Raw genomic sequence first — 13,664 nt, 5'->3', positions numbered from 1 at the left:
TATTAAAGGGGTAATTCTATAAAAAATTTTGCTCCATTTGAAGTGTTTTTAACATATATTGAACCTTTTAAACTTTCAGTTATAATTTTATAACTCATATGAAGACCTAACCCAGTACCTTGAGATTGATGTTTTGTTGTAAAGTATGGTTCAAAAATTCTTTCAATTATTTCTTCATCAACCCCTCCACCATTGTCTTCAATAGTTATCATAGCTTTGTTGCTCTGTTTTTTTAATTGAACATCAACCCAAGGGGATTTTATTTTTCTTTCTTTTAAAACATCTTTTGAATTATTTAAAATATTAATTAAAGCTTCAGATAGTTCACCTAAAACAAGTTTTATTTTAATTGGTTCTATTGTTTCAATATTTGTTTTTATAACTATAAAGTTACTACTAAAAGAAGCATTTACAATATTTATTGCAACTTTGATTCTATCTTGTAATATAACCTCTTTAAACTCTTTTGTATCTTTTATATAATCCCTAAATGTCTCAATTGTATTTGATAAATGTTGGGTATATTCATTAATAGTTTTTAGTGTATCGATTAATTTATTATCATCTAATACACCTAGTTCTTTTTCAATTACAAGTCCAGTAGATGCAGTTGAGATGATAGATAAGGGTTGTCTCCATTGGTGGGCAATGTTTCCTATCATCTCACCCATTGAGGCAGTTTTTGATTGTTGGAAAATTAATTCTTGATTTTTTAATTTTTCAGCTTCAAGTTTTTTGATTTCAGTAATATCATTTGCAATAACTAATATTAGTTGATTTCCATTTGTATCTTTAAATGGTTTTTTTATGGACATAAAGTTTCTAATCTCTCCAGTTTTTAAATCTTTTGAATCTTCATATACAATTTGACTTTTACCACTATCAAAAATGTTTTTAACATTTTCTTTGTAAAAGTTTGTCATCTCTTTATCATCTATAAATGAACTGTCATCTTTACCTATTAAGTTTTCTTTTGTAGTGTTATATAGTTTAGCTAAAGCTTCATTTACTAAAACAAATTTGTTATTATGGTCTTTAATAATTATTGGATTTGGACTTTCATCTAAAACTGATTCTAAAAACTGTTGAGAGATTAAGACCTCTTTATTCTTCTCTTCTAATAAACCCTTAGCTTTTTGAAGCTCTTTTAATGCTGTTTTTGTTTTATCTTTTTCTTTTGATAATTTTCTATTCCACCATAAAATCCAAATGATTATTAAAAATAAAATAATAGAGGTTTTAAATATCAAAGAATAATCTGTATTTCTAACTTCTTGAATTGAGAACCATTTTTGTTGAATTTTTATATGTTCCGTTGGAGCTATTTGTTTAAATCCTTTACTTAGTAAAGAAGCTAATTCTGGCCATTCTTTTGGAGCAATAAAGCTAAAATTTACATCTCCATATCCACTTGGGGCAGATATTTTTATATTTTCTAATTTATCATGAACTCTAAGATAATTTGCAACTCCTAAATTTCCTATATACGTAAGATCTTTGTTACTATTTACCATCTCTAAAGCACTTTTTGTATCTTTAGCATTTATAATATTTATTTTTGGATAATCTCTTTTTATCCATTTATTTGTCAAAAATCCTTCTTCTAAAACTACTGTTTTATTATTTAAACTACTCATAGATCCTACATAGTTTGCATCTTTATGGGTAATAATCATAAGAGGATAAGATAAAAAGTCAATACCAAAAGAAAACTCTTTTTCTCTATCTGGATTTTTAACTGTAAAAACTAAAGTATCATATTTTTCCCTAACATTATTTATATGATAAAAAGCATCTTTAACAGGATCATTATTTACTACAAATTCAACTTCAAAGCCCATTTTTTTTGCACTTTCCCTTACATAGTCAACAGCTAAACCTGCAGCTTTTCCATCTTTTTCAAACTCATAAGGGGCTCTATTTGGTCTAACTCTAAATTTTATTAAAGGGTGGTTTTGTATAAATTTTTTTTCTTTAATTGTTTTTAAATTTTGTGAACTTAAAATACTATTTGCACTAAACCAATTGTTGTATAGCTTTGTTCTTTCTTCTTTTAAAATGGAATCTAAACCTTTTTGTAAAATAGAGTTTAAAATAGGTTGCTCTTTTTTAGAAAAATAGTGGACTGATGTTGCATTTAGATAATCTTGAGGTGTGCCTTTTAAGTCTAAAATAGCATTTTCAAATAAAAAGTTTTCTACAACTAAATGGTAATCTATCAGGGCATCAACTTTTTCATTTAAAGCTAAAGAAACTGATTGTGCTAAACTATCTGTTTCTACTATTTGTATATTTGGAAATTTTTTCTTGAGTTTATTAATTGTGGCATAACCTTTTACAATAGCAACTTTTTTATTGTTTAAATTTGTTAAATCTTTATAATTTAGTAATTTGGTATAAATATACTCTTTAACTTTGTAATATTCTTTTGTATATAACCCAAAATCTTCTCTTTTTTTATCGTAAAAAGTTGCAGGGAGTAAATCTATTTTTCCTTTTTTGAAATCAGTTAATAAATTATGCCATGAGTCTTTTACGTATTCAACTTTTAAACCAGTTTTTTCTAAAACCAGTTTTAAAATATCAGAATAAAATCCATCAATATCATTTTGTTTTTCATTAAAAAAGATATATGGTTTAGAACTTTCTATTCCAATTTTTATTACATTGTCTTCTATAAAATTCTTTTCTTCAATTGTTAAATATGCTTTAGTATGAAGATTTTTATTTGAGTAAATCCAGTCTTTCTTTAGTTGAATCATTTCTGTTAATGAGATAGAATTAAAGGTTTTTAAAAAAATCGAACTTAATATTTTATTCTCTTTTTGTATACCAAATCGTAAATCTTCTTTACTTATTTGCTCATTTTCAAAAAAACCACTTAGTTTTACATCTTTGTACATCAGGTTATAAGTATAATTTTCTGTCATAGCATTACTGATTATTAAATCAACTTGATTATTTAGTAGATAAAAAAGTTTTTCTTTTTCCGATTCTAATTCTACAATTTCAACATCTTTAATCTCTTTTAATATTTGAATAAAAAATGAACCCTTTAAGATTCCAATTCTTTTACCCTCTAAGGATTTTTTTCCTTCGTATTTTATTAAACCATTTGTAAAAACTCCAATTGGTACTTCATAATAAGGCTCTGTAAAAACAGCATACTCTTCTCTATCTTTTTTATAAGAGATTTCACTTATTATATCAACTTCTTTGTTTTTAAATTTTTTGAAAATTGTTGACCAAGAACCATTTGTTTTTTCAAATTTTAGACCACTTTTTTTAGATATTAAATCAAGTAAATCGTGAGTAAGTCCAATTTTATTATTATTTTTTTCATAACTAAAGGGGATATATGATTTTATTGAGGCGATTTTTATAGGTTTATGGTTTTTAATGAATTCAATTTCTTCATTTGTAAAAGATAGTTCTTTAGCAAAAATAGATACAAATAGAAAGAAAAATAGTAATACAATTTTCATCCATAGCCTTTTTATTATTTTATAAAAATGATGCTTGAAAAATGTTAAAGCCTGATAAATTTGTAATAGGTGTGAATTGAAATTTATTATTAAATTTAAAGTCGTGGAGCGAATACGACTTTAAATTATTTAAAAAAGGTCGACTAGTGTTTAAACTAATCGTCATTCTATGAGTCTTCATGAATGGGGATGTTGAAATTATATAATGAACATATGACAAAAATATGATATTTTAAATTTTTTTGATATACTTTTTGAAAAATTTGAATAAGGTAATATGAAAAAGAAAGAGCTTAAAAAACTTGTCAAAAATTTACCTGATAAACCAGGAGTTATGGCAAGGGATAGATATTTTAATTCAGCAGTTTTAATTCCTATTGTCAAAATAAAAGATGAATATTATTTAATTTTTCAAAAAAGAGCTGCCCATATAAGACAAGGTGGTGATATTTGTTTCCCTGGTGGAAGAAAAGAAGAAAATGATAAAAGTTTTAAAGATACTGCATTAAGAGAGACCTACGAAGAATTAGGTATCAGAAAAAAAGATATCAAAATATTGGGACAGTTAGATACCTATGTTGCTCCGATAGGAGCATTAGTTGAATCTTTTGTAGCTAGAGTGAAAAAAAGAGCAATCAAAAATATGGTAATTGATAAAAATGAAGTTGAAGATATATTAATTATCCCCTTAGATTTTTTTAAAAAAAATCCTCCAATTGAATATAATTTAAAATATCAAGTTCATCCTTATACCATAGATGATGATGGAAATAAAGAGATTCTTTTCCCCGTAGAAGAGTTAGGTTTACCTGAAGCTTATCATAAACCTTGGGGGCATAGACGACATAAAGTTTGGGTTTATGACTATAAGGGAGATATTATTTGGGGTTTAACAGCAGTAATATTAAATGATTTAATAAAAAAAATAGTTTAGGAGAAAGATATGCAAATTAAATTAATTATTTTAGTTTTTTTAGGTTTTTTATTAACAGGTTGTGCCAATGGACAAGCAAATTTATCCAACAAAAAGTATACCAATATAAATGATTGTAAAACTTTTCCTGTTAATATGGATAGGTTTCTTTGTTATTTAGAAAAGGCAAAAGATGGTGATATAATTGCACAAAGTTGGGTTGCATATTATTATAATGTTGGAAAAATAGTAGAAAAAGACAAAACAAAAGCTACCAATTGGTATTTAAAAGCGGCTGAAGCAGGAGATACATATTCACAAAGGGAATTGGGCTTAAACTATGTCCTTGATTATAAAGATTATAAAAAAGGATATATCTGGTTGAAAAAAGCTGCAACTAACGATGATCCTGTTGCCCAAAGAGAACTTGCATATTTATATGACAAAGGTAATGGTGTTGAAAAAGATTTAAATAAAGCATTTTCATATTTTAAAAAAGCAGCATATCAAGGTGATACTTATGCACAAAATGAACTTGGATATTATTATGAAAAAGGATGGTCTGTAAAAAAAGATTATGAAAAAGCTAAATACTGGTATCAAAAAACAGCTGATAAAAATAATGCATATGGAATGTCTCAATTAGGATACCTTTATGCAAAAGGTTATGGTGTAGAAAAAAACTATGAGAAAGCATTTGAATTATTTAGTAAAGCTGCACAACAAAATGATAAGCATTCAATGTCTTGGTTAGGATATTTATATGAAAAAGGTTATGGTGTAGAAAAAAATGAGAAAGAGGCGATAATGTGGTATAAAAAATCAGGAGATAATTTTGCTAAAAACAGATTAAAGGTATTAGATAAATGAATTATATTATTTTAAAAAATAATGAAAGGATATATCCATCAAAAGTGGTATGTATTGGAAGAAATTATACAGAGCATATAAAAGAGTTAAATAACGAAACCCCTGAAGAGATGGTTTTCTTTTTTAAACCTAATTCTTCTGTTTCAAGAGTATTAACTTTTCCACAAGGAAATAGTTCATGTCATTATGAAGCTGAAATCTCTTTTTTAATGGAAGAGAATAAAATCACAGCTGTAGGATTTGGATTAGATCTAACATTAAGAGAGGTTCAAAGTTCTCTAAAGGAAAAGGGTTTACCTTGGGAAAGAGCAAAATGTTTTAATGGTTCAGCTGTATTTTCTCAATTTGTAAGTTTTAATGGAAATATTGAAGATTTAGAGTTAGAACTTTATATTAATGGTGAGATTAAACAAAAAGGTGATGTTTCTTTAATGATAAATAAACCTAAAGAAATTATTGATGAAGTTTTAACTTTTTCATCTTTTGAAGATGGAGATATCTTAATGACAGGAACACCAAAGGGTGTAGGAAATTTTGTTGAAGGTGATATCTTTGAAGGTAAAATTTTTGAAAAGGGAAAACTTTTAGTTGAGCAAAGATTTTTAGTTAATTAATATCTGTTTTGAGTATTAAAAAAAACTAAAGTATATTGATTATATTAAAAATTAATACACTCTTTGTTGTTGTTTTGATAAACTACTGCAATTAAATTTTTGTAAAGAGAGGCCTATGAGCTATAATAAATTAACTCCCGAAGAAGAATATGTAATAGAGAATAAAGGTACAGAAAGACCTTTTTCTGGGAAATACAATGATTTTTATGAAGCAGGAGTTTATAAATGTAGGAAATGTGATACTGCACTTTATAGATCAGAAGATAAATTCTCATCAGGTTGTGGCTGGCCAAGCTTTGATGATGATATTGTTGGAGCTGTAAAAAGAGTTCCCGATGCAGATGGAAGAAGAGTTGAAATTATTTGTGCCAATTGTGGTGCTCATTTAGGTCATGTTTTTGAGGGTGAAGGTTTCACTTCAAAAAATACAAGACACTGTGTAAACTCATTGTCTTTATCTTTCAAAAGTATAGAAAATTGTTGTGAACAGCATGCCTTTGCATATTTTGCCGGGGGATGTTTTTGGGGTGTTGAACACTTTTTTGAAAAATTCAAAGGTGTACATTCTGTTGTTTCTGGTTATATGGGTGGGCATATGGAAAACCCAGATTATGAAGCTGTTTGTACAGGAAGAACTGGACATCTTGAGGTTGTAAGGGTAGAATATGATGAGTGTGAGGTTTCTTTTCGGGAATTAGCAAAACATTTTTTTGAAATTCATGACTTTACTCAAATTGATGGACAAGGACCAGATATAGGAAGTCAATATCTATCTGCAATTTTTTATCAAAATGAAGGGCAAAAAAGAACAGCTTTAGAATTAGTAGATGAACTTGAAGATATGGATTATAAGGTTGCTACATCATTATATGAATCAAGTGTATTTTACGAAGCTGAAGATTATCATCAAAATTATTATGAAAGAACAGGAAAAGTTCCTTACTGTCACTCTTATAAAAAGATTTTTAAATAATAAATAAAGATATCGAAAAAGATATCTTTATTGTTTTTTTTAGTTAGATCCTAAAATATAATATACATGTTTTTTATCTAATTTTTCAACATCAACATTGTATTTCCCAGCCCAATGAGAAACTTCATCATGAAATTCAGTTAAAATCTCTTCTGCATCATTTTCATCACATTTAATTTTTAAATAATTAGATGAATTTGATAAAGCAACATATGCATTCATCTTTTTTAAATGGTCATTTAAACTAATAATATGTTTTGAAAATTTGTTAAAATTTTTAGTTCCATTGATAACATCTTCTGCTTGCTTTAATGAAGAATCATTTTTAGCATAACCAAGTTGAGATAATAAAACTTCTGGAGATATTTCTATCTGCATTCTTTTCCCCTTTTTTTATTGTAAAGTTTGACATAATATCAAAAATAATGTAAATAAAATATTAATAAATCTATATAATATATCGTTTTCATGCAGTAAAAGTTAGTTAAATATGGTAAAATATAATTTAATTAAATCCTTTTTAACAAAACTGTTGTAGAATACAATTAAATAAATAATTTATTAGCAATTCAATAATAGGAAATTAAAAACATATGAATCATTTTTTCTTTACATTGTTTCTTATTTTGATATTGAATCCTTTTTTACTTAAAGCAAATGATAATGTTACCTTACAATTATCATGGTTTAATCAATTTCAGTTTGCAGGTTATTATATTGCCAAAGAAAAAGGTTTTTACAAAGATGAAGGTTTAGATGTAAATATTAAACCTTTTGAATTTGGTCTTGATATCCCTCAAGGGGTGAGTGATGGTAAATATGATTTTGCAGTTGGTAGAGAAACTTTAATTTTAGAGAAAACAAATAATAAAAATATCGTTACTTTATATGCTTTATTTCAAAATAGTCCATTAATTTTAATATCTACAAAAGAATCAAATATAAATAGTATCAAAGATTTCAATGGCAAAAGAATAATGACCACAATTGATGATGCAAGTGAAGTATCATTAAAATCTATGATTATTTCCCAAAAAGTGCAATTAAAAAATTTAAAATTTATTAATCATACCCACAATATAAATGATTTAATTGATAAAAAAACAGATGTTATATCAGCTTATACCTCAAAAGCTCCATATTTTTTACAAAAAAAAGGAGTTGATTATAATACTTTTTCTCCTAGTAATTATGGCTTTGATATGTATAGTGATTTTTTGTATACAAGTAAAACTAAATTGGAAAAACAAAAAGAATTAGTTGAAAGATTCAGAAATGCTTCATTGAAAGGGTGGGAATATGCTTACGCAAATATTGAAGAAGCAGTTGATTTAATTTTAGAAAAATATAATACCCAAAACCTAACAAGAGAAGAGTTGATATTTGAAGGGAAAGAGTTAAGAAAATTATCTTTTTATAATACTGAAATTTTAGGTAACATTGATTTAAGCAAACTACAAAGAATTTATGATTTATATAATGTTATGGGATTAGTAAAAAACAATATTAACGTAAAAGATTTTGTATATATCAATAACAGTTTACTTAATCATTTAAAAAATGAATTCAAAAGATTATCTGAATACAAAGAATTACCTTATTTATATTTTTTTATTGGACTTTTTACCCTTTTAATCATTGTGATTATTTATAAAAACATCGTACTTTATAAAGTAACTCATAAACTAAAAAATAATGAAGAAAAACTGCTTCAAATGAATAAAGAATTAAAAGATCTTTCAGAAAAAGATTTTTTAACAAAAATTTATAATAGAAGATATTTCGAGACAATTGCAAAAGAGTCTATAAGTCTTGCAAAAAGGGAAGGTAAAAATGTGTCTATTTTACTTATAGACCTTGATAATTTTAAAAAAATAAATGACACTTATGGGCATCAAGTAGGTGATTATGTATTGTGTGCTGTAGCTGATTTAATGATGGAACATAAAAGAAAAAGTGATGTAATTTGTAGATATGGTGGTGAAGAGTTTGCTATTTTATTACCAAATACATCTTTATCTGGTGCAAAGAAGTACTCAGAAAATCTAAGAGAAGTTATAGCAAATGAAAAACTTAAAATTGATAATCTTAGTATTAGAGTAACTGCAAGTATGGGTTTAACTATTTGTAAACCTAGCGATGATATTTATTCTGCCTTAGATAGGGCAGATGAGGGTATGTATATTGCTAAAAAAAATGGAAAAAATCAATTAAATATCTTTAATTAATGTAAGGGGTTATTGTGTCTGTGTTACTACAAATGGCAATGTTTCCAACTGATAAAAGTGAAAGCAAAAGTAAGGAAGTTTCTGAAGTTTTAAAAGTTATAAGGGATTGTGGATATCCTTATAAATTAACTGCAATGTCTACAATAATTGAAACAGAAAAAATGAGTGAAGCTTTATTAATAATTCAAAAATGTTATGACAAATTAGAAGAACTAGGTTCAAAAAGGATATATTCAACAATTACTTTTGATATAAGGCCTGGTTATGAAAATAGACTTGAAGGGAAAGTGAAATCTGTTGAAAATCACATTGGGGAAGTTTCAAAATAGATTTTTTTGTACCCCAATTTTCTCTTCACCTAATGCTTTTAGCCTAAAACTAACTCTGTGTTCATCACTTCTTCCATATTTTTTAATCGCTTCAACGTGAGATTTTGTTCCATACCCTTTATGTTTATCAAAATCGTATTCTTTGTAGTTTGGGGCTATTTCATTCATATATCTATCACGACTTACTTTTGCTAGTATTGAAGCCGCACTTACCTCTTTTATTGTTGCATCAGCTTTTATTTTGTGTTGAAGTGTATTTATTCCAAAAGAGGTATTCCCATCCATTAAAAAATCTATATTTCCATCACATTTATTTTTTAATGTGTTCATGATTTCAATAATTGACTCTTTTAAACAAGTACTAATCCCTTTTTGATCTATTTCTTTAGCACTTTTAAATACTATATGATAATGGCAGTTTTCTTTAATTTTAGGAAATAATTCTTCCCTTTTTTTTTCACTTAATTTCTTAGAGTCATTTAATTCTTTTACTTCATTTATAAATATAACACCAGCTACACTTAAAGGACCTGCAATTGGACCACGGCCCGCTTCATCAATTCCACACAACATAAAAAACCTTTAAAAAGTGTCCCCTTTTAAAAGGGACAAAAATATAAAAAAAGAATTATAATTTATAAAAGATTTATAAAAAGACTTGACAAAGGTACACTCAAAGTGCTAAAATTATATTAGCAGTTAAAGAAAAGGAGTGCTAAATGAGTAATAATATATTTGAAAAACTAACAAATCAAATGGCAGAGGTGATTGATTCATCAGTTTCCCTTGCATTACATAATAAAAATCAAGAGGTAGATGTAATCCACTTCTTGTGGGCTTTATTAACAAATACAAATTCAGTATTAAACCAATTATTAAATAAAATGAATGTTGACAAAGCTGCAATAGAATTAGAAGCAAAATCATATGCAAACAAACTTCCACAGGTATCAAGTGTAACAAAAGAGAATATAAAATTATCAAGAAATTTCTTGAGTACAATTCAAGGAGCCGAGGGCTTAATGACAAGTAAAGGGGATAAGTTTATTGCTATTGATACATGGTTGATGGCAAATTTATCAAATCAAGTTATTAAAGACGTACTTGGGAAGTATTTAGATTTAAGTGAGGCTAAGAAAAATCTTGAGGCAATGAGAGCAGGGCAAACTATTGATTCTGCTAGTGGAGATGATAATTTAGAAGCTTTAAGTAAATATGGTATTGATTTAAATAAAAAAGCGATTGATGGTGAGCTTGACCCAGTTATTGGAAGGGATGAGCAAATTCAAAGAATGATGCAGATTCTTATTAGAAAAACTAAAAATAATCCAATTTTATTGGGTGAACCTGGAACTGGTAAAACAGCAATTGCCGAAGGTCTTGCCCAAAGAATTGTGGAAAAACAAGTACCTTTAAGTTTACAAAATAAGAAAGTTGTAACTCTAGATATGAGTGCCTTAATCGCAGGTGCTAAATATAGAGGTGAATTTGAAGATAGATTAAAAGCAGTTATTGATGAAGTAAAAAAAGCTGGAAATATTATTCTTTTTATTGATGAGATTCATACAATAATTGGAGCAGGGGCTAGTGAAGGAAGTATGGATGCAGCAAATATCTTAAAGCCATCATTAGCAAGAGGTGAGTTACATACTATTGGGGCAACAACACTTAAAGAGTATAGAAAGTACTTTGAAAAAGACGCAGCGATGCAAAGAAGATTCCAACCTGTTAATGTGAATGAACCAAGTGTAAATGAAGCTTTACAAATATTAAGGGGTATAAAAGAGAGACTTGAAACACACCATAATGTAACAATAAATGATTCAGCATTAGTTGCAGCTACAAAATTAAGTGATAGATATATCTCTGATAGATTTTTACCAGATAAAGCAATCGACTTAATTGATGAAGCAGCAGCTGAACTAAAAATGCAAATTGAGTCTGAACCAATTGCACTTTCTACTATAAAAAGAGAGATTCAAACCCTTAATGTAGAAAAAGAAGCATTAAAAATGGAAAAATCTAAAAAGAATAGTGCAAGATTAGAAGATATAGAAAAAGAGTTAGCTAATAAAAATGAAGAAAAACAAAACTTAGAAGCTAGATTTGAAAATGAAAAAGAGACTTTTAATGCAGAAAGTTCATTAAAAGCAAAAATTGATGAGTTAAAAGTAAAAGCAGAAAGAGCAAAAAGAGAATCAAAATTTGAAGAAGCAGCATCAATTGAATATGGTGAAATTCCAGAGTTACAAAAAAAGATTGCTGAAAATCAAGCTAAATGGGAGCAAATGCAAGAAGAGGGTACTTTACTTAGAAACTCAGTTGATGAAGAATCAATTGCAAGTATTGTAAGTAGATGGACAGGTATTCCTGTAACTAAAATGATGGATTCTGAAAAACAAAAAGTTTTAAAAGTTGAAGAGGTTTTAAAAGAGGATGTTGTAGGACAAGATGAAGCTTTAAAAGCAATCTCAAGAGCTATTAAAAGGAACAAAGCTGGCTTAAGTGATGATAGTAGACCTGTAGGTTCATTTATGTTCTTAGGGCCAACAGGAGTTGGTAAAACAGAAAGTGCAAAAACATTGGCAAGATTTTTATTTGATGATGAGAAAGCTCTAATTAGATTTGATATGAGTGAATATATGGAGAAACATGCAGTAAGTAGATTAATTGGTGCAGCTCCAGGATATGTAGGATATGAAGAGGGTGGTCAATTAACAGAGGCAGTTAGAAGAAAACCTTATAGTGTAATTTTATTTGATGAGATTGAAAAAGCACATCCTGACGTATTTAATATACTTTTACAAGTATTAGATGATGGAAGATTAACTGATAATAAAGGTGTTACAGTTGATTTTAAAAACACAATCATAATCTTAACTTCAAATATTGGTAGTTCTAAGATTATAGAAATAAGTGATAAAGAAGATAGAAGAAAAGCAGTTCTTGATGATTTAAAAGCTTATTTTAGACCAGAGTTTTTAAATAGACTTGATGATATTGTAATATTTGAGCAATTAGGACTTGATGCTATTACAAATATAGTTGACATATTATTTGAAGCTATTAAGAAAAAAGTAGCCTCAAAAGATATTGAGATTAGTTTAACAACAAATGCAAAAGAGTTTATTGCAAAAATTGGTTTTGACCCAGTTTATGGTGCTAGGCCATTAAAAAGAGCTATTTATGAGATTGTAGAGGATAAATTGGCTGACTTAATTTTAGAAGATAAAATAGGAGAGGGTTCTAAAGTAGAATTTGATGTAATAAATGATAAAGTTGTGGTTAATTTAGATTAAAATAAAGCTTCTTAGTGAAGCTTTATTTTATATAAAGATGGGATAAATGAAAAACCTTACGAAGCTTTTTGATAATCTAAAACTACTTTATTATGAATATGATAAATATCAAAATAAATTTGTAAAAGATAAAGATTGTGATAAAAATATCTCTTACAAAGAGTTTATTAAACTTACCTATGAACTTTCAAAAAATCAAATTCAATTTTTTATTGATGAGAATGGTGATTTAGTAATTTCCCCTAAAGACAACTTTTTTGAGCATTTAAAACAAAGGGTGAAGAATATAAATTATGATATTAAAAATAGAAATAAGAATATTTATATTTTAAGTGATAAAAATATTAAATATGCAAAAAACTTACCACTTATAAATACAAAGCCAATTTTAGATAAAGTGGATTTAGAAAACTACGATGCTCTAATCTTTACTTCTAAAAATGCAGTAATACATCTAAACTCAATTACAAATCAATGGAAAAAGATACCCTCATATGCTATCTCAACTCAAACTGCAAAACAGATAAATAAATTTGGAGTAAAGGCAACATTTGTTGGAAAAGAAAAGCATGGTGATGAATTTGCCTATGAGCTTATTGAGTTATTAGCCAATAAAAAAGTTGCCTATATTGGAGCAAAAAAGATAGTTTCAAATTTAATTGATATTTTAAATGAAAATAATGTATCTTGTGAACATATAGCTTTATATGAAACAATTTGTATTGAGTATGAGAAAAAAATAGATTTACCCAATGATTCAATAATAATATTTTCATCCCCATCGACTATTGATGCTTTTTTTAAAAATGTAAATTGGAAAAATTCTTTTAGAGCCATTAGTATTGGAAAAACAACAATGAAGTATTTTCCAGAAAATGTAAATGTAAGTGTTGCAGATAATACTACATTAGAAAGTTGCGTACAAAAAGCATTAAATCTAGAAAAGTAACTAA

Annotated in this window: 11 protein-coding genes; 8 read left to right on the top strand and 3 right to left on the bottom strand. The window is 27.1% G+C overall.

The window, feature by feature from the left end:
- Window positions 1–2 precede the first annotated feature (2 nt).
- Window positions 3–3,485 carry a transporter substrate-binding domain-containing protein gene (locus FDK22_RS11655; RefSeq protein WP_138153150.1) on the bottom strand — a complete coding sequence of 1,161 codons (3,483 nt, stop codon included), beginning with the start codon at window positions 3,483–3,485 and terminating at the stop codon, window positions 3–5.
- A gap of 277 nt (window positions 3,486–3,762) precedes the next feature.
- On the opposite strand from FDK22_RS11655, the gene FDK22_RS11650 reads away from it, so the two are divergent.
- The 4 genes from FDK22_RS11650 to FDK22_RS11635 all read left to right on the top strand — a co-directional run bounded on the left by FDK22_RS11650 (window position 3,763) and on the right by FDK22_RS11635 (window position 6,855).
- Window positions 3,763–4,419: an NUDIX hydrolase gene (locus FDK22_RS11650; protein WP_138153149.1), complete on the top strand. Its 657-nt coding sequence runs from the start codon at window positions 3,763–3,765 to the stop codon at window positions 4,417–4,419.
- Between the two features lie 9 nt (window positions 4,420–4,428).
- Window positions 4,429–5,268 carry a tetratricopeptide repeat protein gene (locus tag FDK22_RS11645; protein ID WP_138153148.1) on the top strand — a complete coding sequence of 280 codons (840 nt, stop codon included), beginning with the start codon at window positions 4,429–4,431 and terminating at the stop codon, window positions 5,266–5,268.
- Window positions 5,265–5,882: a fumarylacetoacetate hydrolase family protein gene (locus tag FDK22_RS11640; RefSeq protein ID WP_138153147.1), complete on the top strand. Its 618-nt coding sequence runs from the start codon at window positions 5,265–5,267 to the stop codon at window positions 5,880–5,882. Before FDK22_RS11645 ends, FDK22_RS11640 begins: the two co-directional genes overlap by 4 nt.
- A gap of 115 nt (window positions 5,883–5,997) precedes the next feature.
- Window positions 5,998–6,855, top strand: a complete 858-nt coding sequence (locus tag FDK22_RS11635) for a bifunctional methionine sulfoxide reductase B/A protein (protein WP_138153146.1) — start codon at window positions 5,998–6,000, stop codon at window positions 6,853–6,855.
- Between the two features lie 39 nt (window positions 6,856–6,894).
- Here FDK22_RS11635 and FDK22_RS11630 read toward each other — a convergent pair whose 3' ends face one another.
- Entirely contained in the window at window positions 6,895–7,233 is a 339-nt protein-coding gene (locus FDK22_RS11630; protein ID WP_138153145.1) for a hypothetical protein, read from the bottom strand.
- A gap of 215 nt (window positions 7,234–7,448) precedes the next feature.
- Here FDK22_RS11630 and FDK22_RS11625 point away from each other — a divergent pair, with 215 nt between their 5' ends.
- Both FDK22_RS11625 and FDK22_RS11620 read left to right on the top strand, forming a co-directional pair.
- Window positions 7,449–9,083: a GGDEF domain-containing protein gene (locus FDK22_RS11625; protein WP_138153144.1), complete on the top strand. Its 1,635-nt coding sequence runs from the start codon at window positions 7,449–7,451 to the stop codon at window positions 9,081–9,083.
- A gap of 14 nt (window positions 9,084–9,097) precedes the next feature.
- Window positions 9,098–9,412: a thiamine-binding protein gene (locus FDK22_RS11620; RefSeq protein ID WP_138153143.1), complete on the top strand. Its 315-nt coding sequence runs from the start codon at window positions 9,098–9,100 to the stop codon at window positions 9,410–9,412.
- Here the strand turns inward: FDK22_RS11620 and FDK22_RS11615 are convergent.
- Window positions 9,404–9,985: a ribonuclease HII gene (locus FDK22_RS11615; RefSeq protein WP_138153142.1), complete on the bottom strand. Its 582-nt coding sequence runs from the start codon at window positions 9,983–9,985 to the stop codon at window positions 9,404–9,406. The genes FDK22_RS11620 and FDK22_RS11615 overlap by 9 nt on opposite strands.
- Window positions 9,986–10,131: 146 nt before the next feature.
- Here FDK22_RS11615 and FDK22_RS11610 point away from each other — a divergent pair, with 146 nt between their 5' ends.
- Together FDK22_RS11610 and FDK22_RS11605 are read left to right on the top strand one after the other, a co-directional pair.
- Window positions 10,132–12,711, top strand: coding sequence for an ATP-dependent Clp protease ATP-binding subunit (locus FDK22_RS11610; protein ID WP_138153141.1), 2,580 nt, complete (start codon window positions 10,132–10,134; stop codon window positions 12,709–12,711).
- Between the two features lie 46 nt (window positions 12,712–12,757).
- On the top strand, window positions 12,758–13,660 hold the full coding sequence (locus FDK22_RS11605; protein WP_138153140.1) for a uroporphyrinogen-III synthase: 903 nt from the start codon (window positions 12,758–12,760) through the stop codon (window positions 13,658–13,660).
- The last annotated feature ends 4 nt before the right edge of the window (window positions 13,661–13,664 follow it).

This window comes from Arcobacter arenosus (assembly GCF_005771535.1).
Taxonomy (GTDB): Bacteria; Campylobacterota; Campylobacteria; order Campylobacterales; family Arcobacteraceae; genus Halarcobacter; species Halarcobacter arenosus.
This window is presented reverse-complemented; position numbering and strand designations above follow the sequence as displayed.